This is a genomic window from Paenibacillus faecis (assembly GCF_008084145.1).
GTDB lineage: Bacteria > Bacillota > Bacilli > Paenibacillales > Paenibacillaceae > Fontibacillus > Fontibacillus faecis.
On the sequence record NZ_VSDO01000002.1, the window covers coordinates 659113 to 677797 of the forward strand.

An 18685-nucleotide genomic window follows, 5' to 3' on the forward strand; every position below is an offset into this window, starting at 1 on the left:
TTCGATTTGGCGATTAGTTAAGGTCATGAGTCGGGGTGATTCCGGCTTCCATTATAGCGCGTTTTGGCTGAAATCCCAAACCGCCCGGTGGTCAGGTTTTCCATAATTTCCGGTACACCGTTAAAATGGCGAGAACAAACAGCATGTAAACGGCAATGGCTCCGGCGGCAAGCCAGGGGCGATCGAACAGGGAAGCGCCCAAATAGGCATAGAAGAACATGCTGGGCAGTTTGCCGATAACCGATGCGGCGAGATAGACGGAGAACCGGATTCCGTAAGCGCCGGCATAAACATTCACGGCCGTTTGCGGCAGAACCGGGATCAGCTTGCAGACGACGATCGCTGTAAAAGGACGCCGATCGATCGCCGCCGTTATGCGTTCGAGCGGCTTGAACCGGCCGCTCCATCCGCGGGCGGCATGGCCGAAACCGTAGGCGGCTCCCCAGTAATACGCCGCGCCCGCCAAGGTGGAGCCGATCAGCGTGATGAAGCCGCCCCAGAAAGCTCCCGCCGCAAAGCCCGCCGCCGCGATGACCAGCCGATAAGGCATGACGGGAAAGACGGCCAGCAGCGTGGACAGGATGAGAAGCAGCCAAAGCGGCGGCCCCGCGGTCAGCCAGCGGGAGAGCTCATGCCGACAAGCGAAAGCCAGAACAAAGGCGGCGGCATAAACCGCCAGCGCCATCCAATTTTTCATGAAGACTCCTCTCAACCTCATTCTATCTAAATACTATATCAGTTCATGTATCTCTCAAACTTGTCGACGGAAAAATCTAGCGCTTTTATCATCGCCATGCTATAATAATCTCAATTTAACATGCATGGTTCCCAAAGGGGAGTAGCTGTTACAATAAAGTCGTCATTACGGGTTGTAAGCCCCGGCTTTATTGGCAACCTTTCGTTGTTAGCGAGACCTTTGCCCGGTGCGAGTATTGGGTAAAGGTCTTTTTGATGCGTATATGCGTCGTGCCCAATACAAGCACGGCGTATTTTTTTTGCGCCGGAAGCCAGCGTATGGATAGGACAGAAAGGGGAGAGAGCATGGATTTTTTGAGTGTAGATTTTTGGACCGCCCTATTTTCCATCATCCTGATCGACCTTGTACTGGCCGGTGACAATGCCATTGTAATCGGACTTGCGGCGAGAAACGTTCAGAAGGCGGACCAGAAGAAAGTCATTTTGTGGGGAACCCTCGGTGCGATCATCGTTCGTGTTATCATGACGGTCCTGGTGCTGCAGCTGCTCAATATTCCGGGACTTCGTCTTGTCGGGGGGCTTGCGCTGCTATGGATCGCTTACAAGCTGCTGGTAGAAGAGAAGAGCCACGAGATTAACGCCGGCAACCAAATGTGGGCGGCCATCCGCACGATTATCATCGCCGATACGATGATGGGCCTGGACAACGTGTTGGCCGTCGCGGGCGCCGCACACGGCGATTACACGCTCGTCATTGTCGGACTGGCCGTATCGGTGCCGATCATGGTATGGGGCAGTACGATCATCCTCCGGCTGACGGAGCGTTATCCGGTCGTCATTACGATCGGAGCGGCCGTTCTGGCTTGGACCGCCGCGAAAATGCTGGTCGAAGAGCCGTTGATTCATGACTGGTTCGCGATGGCATGGGTCAAGTACGGTTTTGAGATCATCGCCATCATCCTGGTCGTCGGCATCGGACTCATGATGAAGAAGAAGAAAGAGCGCTTGAACCAAATCGATCAAAAGCTAAAACAGGGCAACCTGCCGACCTAAGGCCGGATAACCCCGCTGAACCTAAACGCCGCCGTCGACTTCCGTCAGGAAGGGACGGCGGCGTTTGCTTTCAGTTCGGTTCGGCGCCGGTATTCCGGGCGGTTTGGCGGTACTGCTTCGGCGACATGCCGAAACGTTTGCGAAACACCTTGTGAAAGTAGTTATAGCTCGGAAATCCAGAGCTTTCGGCCACATGCTCCAAAGTCAGCGGGCTGAAAATGATCCGCTCGCGGGCCATGTTCAGCCGGACCTCGAGCGTGTACTGGATGATGCTCGTGTTGAACGTTTCCTTGAACAGGTGGACGGCACGGGAAACGCTGATTCCCACATGAGCGGCGGCGTCCTCCAGCTTGAACGGAATGGCGGCGTTTTCCTCGATATAATTTTTGATCCTGTGGGCAAGGTAGGTCGGATAAGTGGTGGGCAGCGGCTGCTGCAGCAAATTCCGGTCGATATCCATGCACAGAATCTTTAGGTAATATTCGGCGATTTCGGGAGAAGGATTGGAAATCCGCCGCTGCTCCAGCATAATCTGCCGGAAAACCCCGAGAATCCCTTCGGAGAGAGGGACCTTGACTTTTCTCGGGCGGTCCGTTTTAGTCCACCAGGATTCCACCCATTCCCCGGCCAGAAATATATGATAATCCCCGCTGTTTACCACAGGCTCTCCAAGCGCCGTCTCCTCGGCGTCGATCCGCAGCTCATAGGGCTGGCCGGGGGCGACGAGCAGAAGATCCCCCGGTTCCAGCAGCTCCAGGTTGCCGGACAGGCGGGTGCGGCAGCGGCCGGAAGCCTGCAGCCGAATCAGGTAACTTTCTAAACCTTCCGGCTGGAAAATGTGGAAAGGCTTGCTGTGAAGCGAATAACCGGCTAGCAATATCTGCAGGTTTTTGTGATCCATAAATGGCTTTCCCCTGTACTTTTAAAAAAATAATGACCAGATAGTTCATGTTTTAATCATATTATTCATTTTACAATAAGACAATTTGAAATACCATGTAGGTGAGTCTAATGACACCACGATCGCTTCCTGGGAGGAGTGATGAGAATGACAAAAATGAAAGTCGGGATGATCGGCTGCGGGAACATCAGCCCTGCCTATTTAACGTATCTCGCCCGGAGCGAAGTCGTTGAGGTGCATGCCTTGGCCGATCTGCTACCCGAAAAGGCTCATGAGCGGGGAGCCGAGTTCGGCATTGCAAACGTATGCACAGTGGAGGAATTGCTGAATCATCCGGAAATCGAACTGATCCTGAATTTGACGGTCCCTTCGTCGCATGCTTCGGTTAATATGAATGCGCTTCAAAAAGGGAAGCACGTTTATGTGGAGAAGCCTTTATCCGTCTCGCTCGAGGAGGCGAAAGCGACGCTGGAGTTGGCCGAAGCCAAGGGGCTGCGCGTCGGCTGCGCTCCCGATACTTTTCTCGGGGCGGGTATCGAAACGAGTCGGCGAGCCATCCAGGATGGCTTGATCGGCAAGCCTGTAGCGGCCACCGCGTTTATGATGGGCGGCGGTCCGGAAAATTGGCATCCGAATCCGGCGTTTTTCTATGCCGAGGGCGGCGGTCCGATGTTTGACATGGGGCCCTACTATTTGACCGCGCTCGTGCAATTGCTGGGGCCGATTTCGCGCATTAGCGCGATCGTCTCCCCCCCGGGTCCCGAGCGAAGTATTCAAACGGGACCCCGGGCGGGCGAGAGCATCCCGGTACGGACGCCCACGCATTACAGCGGGACGCTGGGTTTCGCCTCAGGGGCGGTGGGCACCTTGGTGACCAGCTTCGATATCCCCGGCGGAAGCGCGCTTCCTTCCATGGAGATTTACGGTACGAAAGGAACGCTGAACGTGCCCGATCCGAATTATTTCAACGGCGAGGTCAAGGTGCGGCTTCACGGCGACGAGGAGTGGCGTCCGGTGCCGCCGGCGTTTGAGAGCGGACCGAATGAGCGGGGGCGTGGCCTGGAGGATATGGCGAGGGCGATTGCGTCGGGCGAAGGGCATCGGGCCAGCGGGGCCGCGGCCTACCATGTACTTGAGGCGATGCACGCATATGAGCGTTCATCCCGAGAGGGCCGCCATATCGAGCTGTCCAGCGCATTCATGCTTCAAACCGCCAAATGACGAGCCATAATATGGCCAACCCACCAAAAATCCAATTGTAGAGGTGATTAATTATGGTTAAAGTAGGTTTACAGCTTTATACCGTACGCGAAGCCATGGAGCGCGATTTTGAAGGTACGCTTCGGAAGGTCGCCGGTCTTGGCTACCAGGGTGTGGAATTTGCCGGATTTTACGGGCGGACGCCCGAACAGGTCAAGGCGATTCTGGAGGAGACCGGCCTGGTTGCTTTAGGAGCCCATACATCGTACGGACGGCTTCTTCACGCTTTGGATGAAGAGATCGCGTTTAACAAGGCGATCGGCAACCGCTATCTTATTTTCCCTTATTTGGAGGAGAAAGACCGCGAACGCTGGGAAGAAGTCATTGAAGACATGAAGCGGATCGGTCAAAAATGCGTCGACGCGGGCATGGTGCTCTTCTATCATAACCATGAATTTGAATTGACCGAGGAGTTGGACGGGCAGCCCGTTCTGGAAGCCATCTTCGCCAAAATTCCGCCGGAGTTGATTCAGATGGAACTGGATTCCTGCTGGGTCAGCTACGCGGGATTCGATCCGCTGGAGTACATTTCAAGATACAGCGGGCGTCTGCTTTTGCTTCATTTGAAAGACATGGTGATCAAGACGGACGGAACGGCGGAGACCGTGGAACTCGGCCAAGGGGAAGTGGCGATCAAGGATGTTGCCGACGCGGCGATCTCCGCAGGCGTGGAATGGCTTGTCGTAGAGCAGGATCATTGCGCCGGCGACGCGTTGGAGAGTATCAAAACGAGTATGGATTGGGTGCGGGATTACGGAAATCAAGGAGGACGAATCAATGTCTAAAATTTTGAAAGTTGCGATTATCGGTTGCGGGGGCATCGCCAACGGCAAACATTTGCCGAGCCTGGCGAAACAGCCGCAGGTTCAAATGACGGCGTTCTGCGATATCGTTGAGGAGCGCGCGGCCAAGGCTGCACAAGAGTACGGCGCGGAAGGCGCGAAAGTTTATACGGATTACCGCAAACTGCTTGAAGAAACGGATGTGGATGTAGTTCACGTCTGCACGCCGAATGATTCCCACGCGGAAATTACGGTCGCTTCGCTGGAGTCCGGCAGACACGTCATGTGCGAGAAGCCGATGGCCAAAACGGCGGAACAAGCGCGTCAAATGCTGGATGCGGCCAAACGGACCGGGAAAAAGCTGAGCATCGCTTACCAGAACCGCTTCCGCGACGACAGCTTGTTCCTGAAGCAAGTTTGCGAAAACGGCGAACTGGGCGATATCTACTTCGGCAAAGCGCTGGCGCTGCGACGCCGGGCGGTACCGACTTGGGGGGTATTCCTGGACGAAGAGAAACAAGGCGGGGGCCCGCTAATCGATATCGGCACCCATGCATTGGACTTGACGCTGTGGCTGATGGATAACTACGAGCCGAAAAGCGTAACCGGGTCGGTGTTCCATAAGCTGGGCGGCCGTGCGAATGCCGCCAACGCGTTCGGCCCTTGGGATCCGGAACAATTCAAAGTGGAGGATTCCGCCTTTGGCTTCATTACGATGAAGAACGGAGCGACGATCGTACTGGAGTCCAGTTGGGCGCTCAACGTCCTCGACTTCGGGGAAGCGAGAACCTTGCTGTGCGGCACGGAAGGCGGAGCGGATATGAACGACGGGCTGCGTCTGAACGGTGAAAAATTAAGCCGGCTTTACGAGACGAAAGTCGATTTCGGATCCGGCGGGGTGGCGTTCTTCGAGGGTCAGCAGGAAAACGATGCGACCCGCGAAGCCAGATACTGGGTAGAAGCCATCCTTGAGGACAAGGAACCGCTCGTTAAGCCGGAGCAGGCCCTTGTTGTAACGGAAATTCTTGAAGCGATTTACGAGTCGGCGAAAACAGGAAAAACGGTATATTTTGACTAATTTATAACAAGACACTCAAAACATCTTGATATAGGAGGTAGGGACATGAAGTTAGGTGTTTTTATGGTTCTGTTCGGCGGCCGCCCGTTTGAGGAGGCGCTGGATCTTATTGCCGCCCAAGGGTTGAAAGCGGTCGAGATCGGCACGGGCGGACATCCCGGCAATTCGCACTGCAATCCGGACGAACTGCTGGGCGATAAAACGGCCCTCAGCAATTTCAAGAAAGCGGTGGAGTCCCGGGGCTTGACCATCAGCGCGCTAAGCTGTCACGGCAACCCGCTCCATCCGCAAAAGGCGATCGCCCAAGAGTTTCACGATGTTTTCGTAAAAACGGTGCAGTTGGCGGAACAATTGGAAGTTCCGGTTGTAAATACCTTCTCGGGCTGCCCGGGCGATCACGAGGACGCCAAGTATCCGAACTGGCCTGTGGCTCCCTGGCCTAACGACTTCCAGGAGATTTTGGACTGGCAATGGAAGAACAAAGTGATTCCTTACTGGACCGAGTGGGGAAAATATGCGGCGGACCACCATGTAAAAATCGGGCTGGAGCTCCATGGCGGATTTTCCGTTCACACGCCGGCCACGCTTCTCCGCTTGCGCGAAGCGGCGGGCGAAGTGATCGGAGCGAACCTGGATCCGAGCCATATGTGGTGGCAGGGCATCGATCCGGTTCAAGCGATTTCGATTCTGGGCCGCGAGGGAGCGATTCACCATTTCCACGCCAAAGATACGACGATCGATCCCGTGAATGTGAATCGCCACGGCATTACGGACATGCAGCCGTACACGGCTATGCTGGACCGCGCATGGCAGTTCCGGACCGTCGGCTTCGGGCATGACATGAAGACCTGGGCGGACATTATCAGCGCACTTCGTCTGCACGGTTATGATTACGTGGTAAGCATCGAACATGAAGATGGCCTGATGTCCACCGAGGAAGGCTTCACCAAGGCCGTGAAGAACCTTCAGCAAGTGCTGATCGAAGATTCGGCGTCAGACATGTGGTGGGTATAACTGGCGGAGAAGGGAATATAATTTAGCAGTAGCGGCTGCCGCCCGGCAGCCGTTTTTTTGAGAGCACCGAATTCACACCCCTTCCCTTGGTGTTTTTTTGCACAAAAATATGCTATGATGAAATATACTAACTAAATGTAAGCTAACACCGATAAATCCGGTTTTAACAACGATGGGGTGAGAACGTTATGGAAGAAAACCAGCATGCGATGTGTCCGCGTTTTGAGTCGGCCTTCGTCATTCTCGGCAAACGTTGGAACGGTCTGATTATTCATACGCTGATGAGCGGACCGAAACGGTTTAAGGACATATCCAATGGCATTCCGGCCATGAGCGATAAAATGCTCTCCGAACGAATGAAGGACTTGGAGAACGAAGGGATTGTGGTCAGGCATGTCTACCCTGAAACCCCCGTACGCATCGAATACGAGCTTACGGAGAAGGGGAAGGCGCTCAGTCCGGTAATGGAACAGGTCCAGCATTGGGCGGAGGCGTGGATCGAGTAGGAAAACGTGCCGTTGTCCTGCGGGGAGGCGGCACGAAATATATGGAAAGTGGGTGTACTTGTGGCTGAGGTAATCGTAATCGGAGCGGGACCGGCTGGTTCCAGCGCAGCCTTGTTTCTCGCTAAGGCAGGGAAGGAGACCCTCGTTCTGGACAGCAACGCCAGTATGACGAAGCGGGCTTGGATTGAGAACCATTACGGGGCAAAGGATATTTCCGGTCCGGATTTGCTGACAATCGGTCGGGAGCAGGCCCAGAAATTCGGCGCCAAGTTTATCGAAGAGAAGGTAACGGTAGTCGATACGAACGGCGGCTCCAAGGTGACGGTAAAAACGGAGAGCGGCCGCAGTTACGAAGCGGCTCATGTGATTCTGGCGACAGGCGCGTTGACCGAACTGGCCAACACCATCGGCCTGAATCTGGTGGAAGGCCGCGAGCCGCGAATCAAGACCGTCATCGAAACCGACGGGTTCGGACGCACAAGCAAGCCGCGGGTATGGGCGGCAGGTACGGTTGCCGGTGTAAGCGTTCACACGATAATTACCGCAGGTGACGGAGCGAAGGTAGCCATAGAGCTTATCAGTGAGCTCAATGGCGAACGCTACGTCGATCATGACGTATTAAAGAACTGATCATACAGTCCTATTCCTTGCCAAAAGCCTCCCAGACTTCCTAAGCGGGAGGTTTTTGGCGTAAAATTGACAAAAACAAAGTGACTGCAATCACATAGTTCTATTTTAGTGTATCGTAGTTTAAAGTCAGTACATTTGTGACTATAGAGATCCAAAAACCGGGTTGGGAGGGTGATTTTCTATTTTGCAATAGAGAATTGCAAGAAAGTTTGAATATTTTTGTGATACTTTTCACAATTATTGTGAAATGGATCACACATTAGTTTGAATTTTAAGTATATAATCGAAGCATAGAACGATACCAAGGACGATGCAGTTACCATTCGCGTCAATTTGAAGGAGGCACTTCCGATATGGGGACAGATAGAGAAAAGCTTGTGGTGATCGGCAACGGGATGGCCGGGATCAGCACCGTTGAACAGATTTTGAAGTTGACCAAGAAATTTGACATTACTGTTTTCGGGAGCGAGCCGCATCCGAACTATAACCGGATCATGCTTTCTTATGTTTTGGAAGGCAGCAAAACGATCGATGATATCGTGCTCAACGATCTGAATTGGTATCGCGAAAACGGGATTACCCTGCATACGGGAACAACCGTAGCGAAAATCGACGAACAAGCCAAAGAAGTGGTGACCGTAGACGGAATGCGCGTACCTTACGACAAGGTGCTGATCGCTACCGGTTCGAATTCGTTCATCCTGCCGATTCCGGGCAGCGATAAAGAAGGGGTAGTCGGTTTCCGCGATATCGCCGACTGCAATCAAATGCTGGAAGCGGCGAAAACTTGCCGTAAAGCCGCCGTTATCGGCGGAGGTTTGTTGGGGCTCGAAGCGGCCAAGGGACTTGTGCAGCTCGGAATGGATGTCACCGTCATTCATTTGATGGAAGATCTGATGGAGCGCCAACTGGACCACCAGGCCGCATCGATGCTCAAGGCGGAGCTTGAGCGTCAGGGCATCAAATTCAAAATGGGGGCCCAAACGACGGAATTGCTGGGCGATACCCGGGTAAGCGGTCTGCGCTTTGCGGACGGTACCGAACTTGCGGCCGAATTCGTCGTGATGGCTGTCGGAATTAAGCCGAATGTGGCGGTTGCCAAAGAAAGCGGGATCGAAGTGAACCGGGGGATCGTGGTCAACGACTACCTGCAAACTTCGATGGACGGCGTCTACTCGGTCGGCGAATGTACCGAGCACCGCGGGGTTTGCTACGGTCTTGTCGCCCCTCTGTTCGAACAGGGGATGGTGCTGGCCAAACATATCAGCGGCGTGGAGACGGCTCCTTATGAAGGCTCGGTAGTGTCGACCAAACTTAAAATTTCGGGAGTCGACGTATTCTCAACCGGTGAATTTATCGATGGACCGGAACATACCGTGATCGCCAACAAGGACGACTGGAAGCGGACCTACAAGAAGATTTTGCTGAAAGACGGCGTTATGGTCGGTGCCGTTCTGTTCGGGGATATTACCGACTCGGCAGAACTGCAGAAGCTGATTAAGCAGAGAACGGTAATGACGGATGAACTGTACGATTCGCTGATGGGAACCGGCTGCTGCGGCGGCGGGGGCAAGAAGACGACCTCGGTCGAAACGATGCCGGATGAAGAAATTGTCTGCGGCTGTAACGGGGTAACGAAAGGAACGATTGTCGACGTTATTACAAACCAAGGGCTGACGACGGTCGATGAGATCAAAGCGTGCACCGGAGCGACCCGCTCGTGCGGCGGCTGCAAACCTGTGGTGGAACAAATTCTGCAGTATGTTCTCGGCGATGGTTTCAAGGAAACGGCAAAACAAGGCATCTGCAGCTGCACGACGCTGAGCCGGGATGAAATCGTGGCGGAAATTAAAGAGAAAGGGCTCCATACGACCAAAGAGGTCATGAATGTGTTGGGCTGGAGCCAGCCGGAAGGCTGCTCGAAGTGCCGGCCGGCCATCAACTACTACCTGGGCATGCTGTACCCGGATACGCACGAAGATGAGAAGGAATCGCGTTTTGTCAATGAGCGGATGAGCGCGAATATTCAAAAGGACGGAACCTACACCGTCGTTCCGCGGATGTACGGCGGGGTGACGACGCCGGAGGAATTGAAGCGCATCGCCGACGTTTCGGTCAAATACGATGTGAAAGTCGTAAAAGTCACCGGCGGCCAGCGGCTTGACCTGATCGGCGTGAAGAAGGAAGATTTGCCGAAGGTTTGGGAAGAGCTCGATATGCCGTCGGGCTACGCTTACGCCAAATCGCTGCGTACGGTTAAAACTTGCGTGGGCTCGCAATTCTGTCGCTTCGGGACGCAGGATTCGATGGGCATGGGCGCTACGTTGGAACGCAAATTCGAACGCCTGGACTTTCCGGCGAAATTTAAATTGGCCGTGAACGGATGCCCGCGGAACTGCGCGGAATCGTGCACGAAGGACATCGGCATCGTCGGCAACGACGGCGGCTGGGAAATCTTTGTCGGCGGCAACGGCGGGATTAAGGCGCGGCTTGCGGATTCGCTCTGCAAGGTGAAAACCGACGATGAGCTGATTGAAATTGTCGGGGCCGTCATGCAATACTACCGGGAAACCGGGAACTACCTGGAAAGAACCTCGGAATGGGTGGAGCGCATCGGATTGGATGCGATCAAAGCCGCGGTGGTGGATGATCCCGAGAACCGCAAGGCGTTGATGGAACGGATCGAGTTCGCGCTCAAGCAAGTGGAAGACCCTTGGAAGAAAATGCTTCGCGAAGGCGAGCAAAGCGGCAAGTTGTTCAATCGCCTCGAGGTCAGCAATCAATTATAAGCATCGCGCGAAAGAGAGGAGAGAATGTGAGTATGGAAAAAGAGAAGGAGTTTTACCCTGTCGGAGCGTTGGATGAATTTCTGGTTCAAATCGGCCGCGTCGTAGAGGCCGGGGGACGGCAGATCGCCGTCTTCCGTCTCTCGGACGGACGGGTATTCGCCGCTTTGAACAAGAATCCCCATCCCAAAGGCGGACCGCTTGCGGAAGGCATCGTGTCCGGACACTATTTGTACGACCCGCTGTACGACTGGAAAATCGACTTGACTACGGGGCTTGTCCAGGCTCCGGATACCGGGCGAGCGGAAATGGTACCGGTAAAGGTGGAGGACGGCCAAGTCTGGATTGCGGCAGGGGCGCTCCAACCGCAATAGAGCAGTACATTTTTTGAGGAGAGAGTTTGGGGAGGAAGAGACGATGTTTACGCAAAGTGTCGAGACCATTGTAGAAGCAGCCGTTAAGAAAAAGGAGAAAATGAATGAAAGCCTGCTCCGATATTTTGTATCCACGCTTTTGGCGGGGGCTTACGTAGGCTTGGGGATTATCCTGATATTCAGCGTCGGGGCCCCGTTGGCCGCCGCCAAATCCCCGTTTCAGACGATGGTCATGGGGATGTCCTTCGGGATCGCGCTGACCCTGGTCATCTTCGCCGGTTCCGAACTGTTCACCGGAAACAATATGTTCTTTACGGCAAGTACGTTGGCCAAAAGAACGACGGTGGGGGATACCCTGAAAAACTGGGGGATCGTGTTCCTCGGCAATCTGGTAGGAGCGATCATCCTGTGTTTGCTTATCGTTGGTTCGGGGTTGTTTAAAACCGCGGCGCCGGAGCATCTCCTGTTTGCGTCGGCGGCCAAGAAGATGGGCGCTCCTGTAATGGAACTGTTCTTCCGCGGCATTTTGTGTAACTGGCTCGTCTGCCTCGCTATCTGGATGGCGAACCGGGCGAAGGACGACATTTCCAAGCTGGTGCTGATCTGGTGGTGTCTTTATGCCTTTATCGCCAGCGGGTATGAGCATAGCGTCGCCAACATGACCTTGCTCAGTTTGTCCGTGCTCCTGCCGAACCACCCGGAAACGGTCAGCCTTGCAGGCTGGTTCCACAATATGATCCCGGTCACGCTCGGGAATATTGTCGGAGGCGCCGTGTTTGTCGGTATGGCCTATTGGTTCATCTCGCCGGTTCGGAAGAAATAATTAAACAATAGTCGTAGTGTTACAGTCTGACCGCCTCAACGGGAAAATCCGGTGGGGCGTTTTTTTATGTTAGGTTAAGGCAACCCTAGCTTGATTTGAAGCGGACATATGGATTGTGTAATTCTCGGAAAGTTCCCGATGAGGAAGCGTCATTTCGAAGAAACGGAGAGGCTGAAGTCCGTATAGCCGGCAGGAAAGAATCGGGGGGAAACTACATTTCGATAAGGACATGAATCGGATAAGGGCTATTGTTCTATAGCGGATAACAACGTAGGGGATTTAGAAGAAGCCTTCTCGGGGGATGGCCACGAGGCTGGTTGAATAGATAGGGGGAGTCGAGAGCAATTTTGAACATCATGACCTCATGAACTTCAAAACCGGCAAGCAGCCTGGAGTCCTCTTCCTCCAGGCTGCTTAGACAATCGAGTCAGATTCGGCAGATCTCGTTCGGGCACAGTTCGCAATGGCAAATGTCCTGGAGCATGACCAAATCCTTGATCACAATCATGCCGTTCTCGTATTCCAACGCGTCTTTCTTGCGCAGATCGCTTAGCATCCGGTTTACACTCTCGCGTGTGGCGCCGATCATGTTGGACAGGTCGGTGTGCGTGATCTTCTTGTTGATCAGAATGTTGTCACCGTGCTGTTCGCCGTAAGTGTTGCTCAAACGGATCAGAGTCGAGCAGAGGGCACCCGGTTTGCCGTACATCATCAAGTCGCGGAATTTGGTCTGTGTCAGGCGGTGATGGATCCCCATCCATTTCATAAAGTCGATGGCGAAATCGCAGTGTTGGCAAATCATAATTTCAAGATCCTTCTGTTCGATAACGCCGATTTCGCTGTCCTCGATGACTTCGGCGGTGAAGCTGTGCTTGGTGCTGAAGAAAGGATCGGCCTGGCCGACCATATCGCCGCGTCCGTACATGTATAGGATCAGCTCTTTGCCTTCGTCGGTGGATTTCGTCAATTTGATCCGGCCGCGCTTCACGTAGAACAGTTTATCGGAAAAGTCGCCCTCCCAAAAAAGATGGGTTCCTTCGGGGTACGTCTTGTCTTTCATCGTTACAAGTAGCCGGTTGAAATTTTGCTCTGTAAAGCAGCTAGTATTGCCGCGGGGCTGTGTGGTGCTCACCATTTCACTCATTTTAATTTCCCCTTTGCACTCCTAAGTTATCTGAAAATTTAAATTAATTATATAACGTTTCTTCATGTTTGAGTGGCCTGTAAAGGCTGAAAAAGTGTCGAAATTTTAACATTGTGACTATTTTCACTTTTTGAGGTTGATTTATTTCACTATCCATGTGATTCATGATACAGAAATAACTGCCGGAAATGGAGAGGAACATCATATGAAGAAGGGGCTCTCCTCACTGTTCTATGATAAGGAATGAAAATGAGTTTTGAAAAAACAAACAGATAAAATGAAAGTAAATCAAAATATTTTTAAACTACGTGAAAAATTTCACTATACAAACCGGACCTGATGTGGTATGCTTTAACCATCAAGAGAAGCGCAAGGCTTCATAAGGATAAACCACAAAGTGAAATAATTCACAATTAGATAAAAGGTTTATCCATAACCCCACTTAGGAGGATGAGAGAAATGGCCGTAAAGAATGACGCGACGACAAAAGCAGCTCCGGATGCACAGCAGTACACCCAAACTTTGATTGACAAGGCGAAGAAAGCTTCCGAAGCGTTCATGACCATGGATCAGGAACAAATCGACAAAATCGTGCAGGCGATGGCCCTGGCCGGACTCGACAAACATATGCATCTGGCGAAGATGGCCGTAGAGGAAACCGGGCGCGGCGTTTATGAAGACAAAATCATCAAGAACATGTTTGCGACCGAATACATTTATCACAGCATCAAATACGACAAAACGGTAGGCGTTATTGAAGACAACCAATTCGACAGCTTCCAGAAAATCGCCGAACCGGTCGGTATCATCATGGGGATCACACCGGTAACGAACCCGACATCCACCACCATTTTCAAATCGCTGATCGCGATCAAGACGCGGAACCCGATCATCTTCGGATTTCATCCGTCCGCTCAAAAATGCAGCGCGGAAGCGGCGAAGATCTTGCTCGAAGCCGCCATCAAACACGGGGCTCCGGCCGACTGTATCCAGTGGATCGAGAACCCTTCGATGGATCGGACCAACGCGTTGATGAATCATCCCGACGTGGCCTGCATCCTGGCTACCGGCGGATCGGCGATGGTCAAAGCGGCTTACAGCTGCGGCAAACCGGCCCTCGGCGTAGGCCCCGGCAACGTGCCTTGCTTCATCGAGAAGAGTGCAAACCTGGATCAAGCGGTGAACGACCTGATTCTGTCCAAGACGTTTGACAACGGTATGATCTGCGCATCCGAGCAAGCGGTGATTATTGAAGAACCGATTTTTGATCAAGTGAAGAAAAAAATGATCGCCAACGGCTGCTACTTCGTGAACAAGGACGAAGCCGCCAAATTGACCGCGGGAGCGATTATCGCCGACAAATGTGCGGTTAATCCGAGCATCGTGGGTCAACCGGCCGTCAAGATTGCGGAAATGTGCGGCATTGACGTTCCGGCGGGAACGAAAATTCTCGTAGCCGAAATCGAGGGTGTGGGACCTAAATTCCCGTTGTCCGCCGAGAAGCTGAGCCCGGTGCTTGCCTGCTACAAGGTGAAAACGGCCGAGCAAGGGATCGAACGCGCGTTGGAAGTCGTACAATTCGGCGGCATGGGCCATTCCTCGGTCATTCATTCGAATAATGATGAAATTATCCAAAAATTCTCGGACCGGATGCCGACGTGCCGGATCTTGGTGAACCAGCCATCTTCGCAAGGCGGTATCGGCGACATTTACAATACGAATCTTCCATCGTTGACACTGGGCTGCGGATCTTACGGACGCAACTCGACATCGTCGAACGTAACGGCTGTAAATCTGATCAATGTGAAAAGGGTGAATCACCGTACCGTGAATATGCAATGGTTCAAAGTGCCGAGCAAGATTTATTTCGAGAAAAATTCGACTCAATATCTTGCCAAAATGCCGGATATTTCCCGTGTGCTGATCGTAACCGACCCGATGATGGTAAAACTGGGCTACGTGGAAAGAGTAGAGCACTATCTGCGTCAACGTCAGACACCTGTCGCTATCGAAGTGTTCTCCGACGTGGAGCCGGATCCATCGACAACGACGGTAGAACGCGGTACCGAACTCATGGCGAAATTCCAGCCTGACTGCATTATCGCACTCGGCGGGGGGTCGCCGATGGACGCAGCGAAAGGCATGTGGCTGTTCTATGAGTATCCGGACACGGATTTCCACAACTTGAAGCAAAAATTCATGGATATCCGCAAACGGATTTACAAGTATCCGCGCCTGGGCCAAAAAGCGAAATTCGTGGCGATCCCGACCACTTCGGGTACAGGTTCGGAAGTCACTTCGTTCGCGGTCATCACGGATAAAATCAACGGCAACACGAAATATCCTTTGGCCGACTACGAGCTGACTCCGGATGTGGCGATCATCGATCCGGAATTCGTGTACAGCTTGCCGAAAACCGCGGTGGCCGATACAGGGATGGACGTATTGACGCACGCGATCGAAGCTTATGTATCGGTTATGGCTAACGACTATACGGACGGCCTTGCGATCAAAGCGATTCAATTGGTGTTCCAATACCTTGAGAAGTCGGCTTTGACCGGCGACAAGCTGGCCCGGGAAAAAATGCACAATGCTTCGACACTGGCAGGTATGGCCTTCGCGAACGCGTTCCTGGGGATCAACCACAGCTTGGCGCATAAATGGGGCGGCCAATATCATACCGCTCACGGCCGGACCAATGCGATCCTGATGCCGCACGTCATCCGCTATAATGCCAAGAAGCCGACCAAATTCGCGGCTTGGCCTAAATACACGAACTTCGTTGCCGACGAACGGTATGCCGAGATTGCCCGCATCCTTGGACTACCGGCCCGTACTACGGAAGAAGGCGTGAAGAGCTTGATCAATGCGATTCGCGATCTGAACAGAAAACTGGGCATTCCGGAAACCTTCCAGGAACTCGGCTTCGATCCGAAGGATTTCGAATCGCGGGTTGACTATTTGGCCGACCGCGCTTTTGAAGACCAATGTACGACAGCCAATCCGAAGCTGCCATTGGTATCGGAGCTGGCCGAAGTTTACCGGGACGCCTTCTACGGAAGATTTGAAGAATAAGTGAACAAAAGGCTCGAACAACGTGACAAATATCACCTTGTGTGATATTTGTCACAATCTTTCTAAGGGGATTGTTATATCATATAAATATAAATGATCCCTAGTACGTTGGTAAGTTCAGCGGAGATCATCAACATCAGATCAAGGACTTATCAGTGTCTAAAATGTGAAAATTATCACAAATTTAAGGGATCGTGAGGCGCGGAAAGCATCCTTCAACGCCGCGCACTTCAAATATATATGGAGGGATTAAGATGTCGGTGATCGAGAGAGAAGTACAAAACACGCAAGAAGTTAAGACGGCTTGGAGAGGATTTAAGAAAGGCAAATGGATGAGGGAAGTGAACACACGGGACTTCATCGATACGAACATTAAGCCATATGAAGGAGACGAATCCTTCCTGAAAGGCGCCACAGCCAATACCAAAGCGCTGTGGGACATCATTTCCGATCTGTCCAAGAAGGAGAGAGAAGCGGGCGGCGTTTTGGATGTGGACGTTCATAAACCTTCGACGATCGTTTCCCATAATCCCGGTTACTTGGACAAAGAGAAGGAACAGATCGTAGGCGTGCAAGGGGATGCCCCTTTCCAACGGACGATCCATCCTTTTGGCGGTATTAACATGGTCATTAATTCTTGCAAGGCTTACGGTTTTGACCTGCCGGGCGAGATTGTAGATATGTTCACCAAGATTCGCAAAACACATAACCAGGGGGTGTTCGACGCCTATACTTCCGACATGAGAGCCGCGCGTAAAGCGGGGATCATTACCGGGCTTCCGGATGCTTACGGCCGCGGCCGAATTATCGGGGACTACCGCCGCGTCGCCCTTTACGGCGTGGACTTCCTGATCAAGCAAAAACAAAAAGAGCTGAAGGATCTTGAAGTGGACGTCATTGACGAAGACGTAATTCGCCTTCGTGAAGAATTGTCCGAGCAAATCCGCGCTCTGGATGAGTTGAAGCAACTCGGTCAAATGTACGGGTTCGATATTTCGAGACCGGCGGAGAACGCCAAAGAAGCCTTCCAATGGCTGTACTTTGGATACTTGGCAGCCGTCAAAGAACAGGATGGAGCCGCAATGTCCCTGGGCCGTGTTTCTTCCTTCCTTGATGCTTATATTGAACGCGACCTGGCTGAAGGCACACTTACCGAGGAAAGCGCGCAGGAACTTGTCGACCATTTCGTCATGAAACTGCGGATCGTCAAATTCCTTCGCACTCCGGAATACAATGAGCTGTTCAGCGGCGACCCGACCTGGGTAACCGAATCGATCGGCGGGATGTCCGTACACGGTACGACCAAAGTTACCAAGAACAGCTTCCGTTTCCTGCATACATTGTACAATCTGGGACCAGCGCCGGAACCGAACCTGACGGTTCTGTGGTCGGAGAAATTGCCTGAAGCGTTCAAGAAATACTGCGCCAAGGTTTCCATCGAAACCAGCTCGATTCAATATGAGAACGACGATCTGATGCGTCCGATCTACGGTGACGACTACGGTATCGCCTGCTGCGTGTCCGCGATGGAAATCGGCAAGCAAATGCAGTTCTTCGGTGCCCGCGCCAACCTGGCCAAAGCGCTGCTGTACGCCATTAACGGCGGTAGAGACGAGAAATCCGGTGCGCAAGTCGCTCCTGAATTCCCGGCGATCACTTCCGAATATCTTGACTACAACGAAGTCATGAAACGGTTTAAACCGATGATGGAATGGCTTGCCAAGCTCTATGTAAATACGCTTAACGTTATTCACTATATGCATGACAAATATTGCTACGAACGCATTGAGATGGCGCTGCATGATCGTGATATTCTTCGTACGATGGCTTGCGGTATCGCCGGACTGTCGGTAGCGGCCGACTCGCTGAGCGCGATCAAGTACGCCAAAGTGAAGCCGATTCGCAACGAGCAAGGCATTGCCGTCGACTTCGAAATCGAAGGCGAATATCCTTGCTACGGTAACAATGACGATCGTGTCGACCAAATCGCCGTCGGGCTCGTGGAATCGTTCATGAGCATGATCCGCAAACACAAAACTTACCGTAACGCCATGCCGACACAATCGGTATTGACGATCACGTCGAACGTGGTTTACGGCAAGAAAACCGGCTCTACGCCGGACGGACGCAAAGCGGGCGAACCGTTTGCTCCGGGGGCGAACCCGATGCATGGCCGGGATAAGAAGGGGGCGCTCGCCTCGCTCAGCTCGGTAGCCAAACTCCCATACGAGCACAGCTTGGACGGCATTTCCAACACCTTCTCGATCGTGCCTAAGGCGCTCGGCAAGGAAGCTGAAAGCCGCAAATCCAACCTGGTATCGATGATGGACGGTTATTTCGGCAGCAAGGCGCATCACCTGAACGTCAACGTATTTGACCGTGAACAACTGATGGATGCGATGGAGCATCCGGAGAACTACCCGCAATTGACGATTCGCGTATCGGGTTATGCGGTCAACTTCATCAAGTTGACCCGTGAACAACAACTGGATGTCATCAATCGGACCTTCCACGGCTCGATGTAAGCAGAAAGAATTTTAAAGATAGGTCTATGCTTGGTCCA

15 protein-coding genes are annotated in these 18685 nt (G+C 52.8%); 12 read left to right on the forward strand and 3 right to left on the reverse strand.

Annotated features, from left to right (window positions below):
• Window positions 1–91 precede the first annotated feature (91 nt).
• The gene (locus tag FRY98_RS10830) at window positions 92–697 is read right to left on the reverse strand and encodes a TVP38/TMEM64 family protein (RefSeq protein ID WP_170287074.1); all 606 of its coding nucleotides are present in this window, start codon (window positions 695–697) and stop codon (window positions 92–94) included.
• A 344-nt stretch (window positions 698–1041) separates the two neighbouring features.
• Between FRY98_RS10830 and FRY98_RS10835 the strand changes: the two genes are divergently transcribed.
• On the forward strand, window positions 1042–1749 hold the full coding sequence (locus FRY98_RS10835; protein WP_148451756.1) for a TerC family protein: 708 nt from the start codon (window positions 1042–1044) through the stop codon (window positions 1747–1749).
• Window positions 1750–1819: 70 nt separating this feature from the next.
• Here the strand turns inward: FRY98_RS10835 and FRY98_RS10840 are convergent, their stop codons facing one another.
• Window positions 1820–2650, reverse strand: coding sequence for an AraC family transcriptional regulator (locus FRY98_RS10840; RefSeq protein ID WP_148451757.1), 831 nt, complete (start codon window positions 2648–2650; stop codon window positions 1820–1822).
• Window positions 2651–2797: 147 nt separating this feature from the next.
• On the opposite strand from FRY98_RS10840, the gene FRY98_RS10845 reads away from it, so the two are divergent.
• The 9 genes from FRY98_RS10845 (at window position 2798) to FRY98_RS10885 (ending at window position 11903) form a co-directional block, all read left to right on the forward strand.
• A complete protein-coding gene (locus tag FRY98_RS10845) occupies window positions 2798–3871 on the forward strand; it encodes a Gfo/Idh/MocA family protein (protein ID WP_148451758.1) in 1074 nt (357 codons plus the stop codon).
• Window positions 3872–3924: 53 nt separating this feature from the next.
• Complete coding sequence (locus tag FRY98_RS10850; RefSeq protein ID WP_148451759.1) at window positions 3925–4695, forward strand: sugar phosphate isomerase/epimerase family protein; 771 nt, start codon at window positions 3925–3927, stop codon at window positions 4693–4695.
• Complete coding sequence (locus FRY98_RS10855; protein ID WP_148451760.1) at window positions 4688–5770, forward strand: Gfo/Idh/MocA family protein; 1083 nt, start codon at window positions 4688–4690, stop codon at window positions 5768–5770. The genes FRY98_RS10850 and FRY98_RS10855 overlap by 8 nt, the downstream gene beginning before the upstream one ends.
• A gap of 45 nt (window positions 5771–5815) precedes the next feature.
• Entirely contained in the window at window positions 5816–6784 is a 969-nt protein-coding gene (locus FRY98_RS10860) for a sugar phosphate isomerase/epimerase family protein (protein ID WP_148451761.1), read from the forward strand.
• 188 nt (window positions 6785–6972) lie between these two features.
• Complete coding sequence (locus tag FRY98_RS10865) at window positions 6973–7290, forward strand: winged helix-turn-helix transcriptional regulator (RefSeq protein WP_148451762.1); 318 nt, start codon at window positions 6973–6975, stop codon at window positions 7288–7290.
• A gap of 60 nt (window positions 7291–7350) precedes the next feature.
• A complete protein-coding gene (locus tag FRY98_RS10870; RefSeq protein WP_148451763.1) occupies window positions 7351–7920 on the forward strand; it encodes an NAD(P)/FAD-dependent oxidoreductase in 570 nt (189 codons plus the stop codon).
• Between the two features lie 353 nt (window positions 7921–8273).
• Window positions 8274–10709: a nitrite reductase large subunit NirB gene (gene nirB / locus FRY98_RS10875; RefSeq protein ID WP_148451764.1), complete on the forward strand. Its 2436-nt coding sequence runs from the start codon at window positions 8274–8276 to the stop codon at window positions 10707–10709.
• A gap of 32 nt (window positions 10710–10741) precedes the next feature.
• Window positions 10742–11080 carry a nitrite reductase small subunit NirD gene (gene nirD, locus FRY98_RS10880; RefSeq protein WP_148451765.1) on the forward strand — a complete coding sequence of 113 codons (339 nt, stop codon included), beginning with the start codon at window positions 10742–10744 and terminating at the stop codon, window positions 11078–11080.
• 43 nt (window positions 11081–11123) lie between these two features.
• Complete coding sequence (locus FRY98_RS10885; RefSeq protein WP_148451766.1) at window positions 11124–11903, forward strand: formate/nitrite transporter family protein; 780 nt, start codon at window positions 11124–11126, stop codon at window positions 11901–11903.
• A 427-nt stretch (window positions 11904–12330) separates the two neighbouring features.
• On the opposite strand, the gene FRY98_RS10890 is transcribed toward FRY98_RS10885, so the two are convergent.
• The gene (locus tag FRY98_RS10890; protein WP_148451767.1) at window positions 12331–13047 is read right to left on the reverse strand and encodes a Crp/Fnr family transcriptional regulator; all 717 of its coding nucleotides are present in this window, start codon (window positions 13045–13047) and stop codon (window positions 12331–12333) included.
• Window positions 13048–13506: 459 nt separating this feature from the next.
• On the opposite strand from FRY98_RS10890, the gene adhE reads away from it, so the two are divergent.
• Both adhE and pflB read left to right on the forward strand, forming a co-directional pair.
• Window positions 13507–16122, forward strand: coding sequence for a bifunctional acetaldehyde-CoA/alcohol dehydrogenase (gene adhE, locus FRY98_RS10895; protein WP_148451768.1), 2616 nt, complete (start codon window positions 13507–13509; stop codon window positions 16120–16122).
• Window positions 16123–16376: 254 nt separating this feature from the next.
• Window positions 16377–18647: a formate C-acetyltransferase gene (gene pflB / locus FRY98_RS10900; RefSeq protein WP_148451769.1), complete on the forward strand. Its 2271-nt coding sequence runs from the start codon at window positions 16377–16379 to the stop codon at window positions 18645–18647.
• Window positions 18648–18685 lie beyond the last annotated feature (38 nt).

Excerpts from the sequence above, each read along its gene's own strand:
- FRY98_RS10830 (WP_170287074.1), bottom strand. The coding sequence starts at position 697 with ATGAAAAATTGGATGGCGCTGGCGGTTTATGCCGCCGCCTTTGTTCTG.
- FRY98_RS10835 (WP_148451756.1), top strand. The coding sequence starts at position 1,042 with ATGGATTTTTTGAGTGTAGATTTTTGGACCGCCCTATTTTCCATCATC.
- FRY98_RS10840 (WP_148451757.1), bottom strand. The coding sequence starts at position 2,650 with ATGGATCACAAAAACCTGCAGATATTGCTAGCCGGTTATTCGCTTCAC.
- FRY98_RS10845 (WP_148451758.1), top strand. The coding sequence starts at position 2,798 with ATGACAAAAATGAAAGTCGGGATGATCGGCTGCGGGAACATCAGCCCT.
- FRY98_RS10850 (WP_148451759.1), top strand. The coding sequence starts at position 3,925 with ATGGTTAAAGTAGGTTTACAGCTTTATACCGTACGCGAAGCCATGGAG.
- FRY98_RS10855 (WP_148451760.1), top strand. The coding sequence starts at position 4,688 with ATGTCTAAAATTTTGAAAGTTGCGATTATCGGTTGCGGGGGCATCGCC.
- FRY98_RS10860 (WP_148451761.1), top strand. The coding sequence starts at position 5,816 with ATGAAGTTAGGTGTTTTTATGGTTCTGTTCGGCGGCCGCCCGTTTGAG.
- FRY98_RS10865 (WP_148451762.1), top strand. The coding sequence starts at position 6,973 with ATGGAAGAAAACCAGCATGCGATGTGTCCGCGTTTTGAGTCGGCCTTC.
- nirB (WP_148451764.1), top strand. The coding sequence starts at position 8,274 with ATGGGGACAGATAGAGAAAAGCTTGTGGTGATCGGCAACGGGATGGCC.
- nirD (WP_148451765.1), top strand. The coding sequence starts at position 10,742 with ATGGAAAAAGAGAAGGAGTTTTACCCTGTCGGAGCGTTGGATGAATTT.
- FRY98_RS10885 (WP_148451766.1), top strand. The coding sequence starts at position 11,124 with ATGTTTACGCAAAGTGTCGAGACCATTGTAGAAGCAGCCGTTAAGAAA.
- FRY98_RS10890 (WP_148451767.1), bottom strand. The coding sequence starts at position 13,047 with ATGAGTGAAATGGTGAGCACCACACAGCCCCGCGGCAATACTAGCTGC.
- adhE (WP_148451768.1), top strand. The coding sequence starts at position 13,507 with ATGGCCGTAAAGAATGACGCGACGACAAAAGCAGCTCCGGATGCACAG.
- pflB (WP_148451769.1), top strand. The coding sequence starts at position 16,377 with ATGTCGGTGATCGAGAGAGAAGTACAAAACACGCAAGAAGTTAAGACG.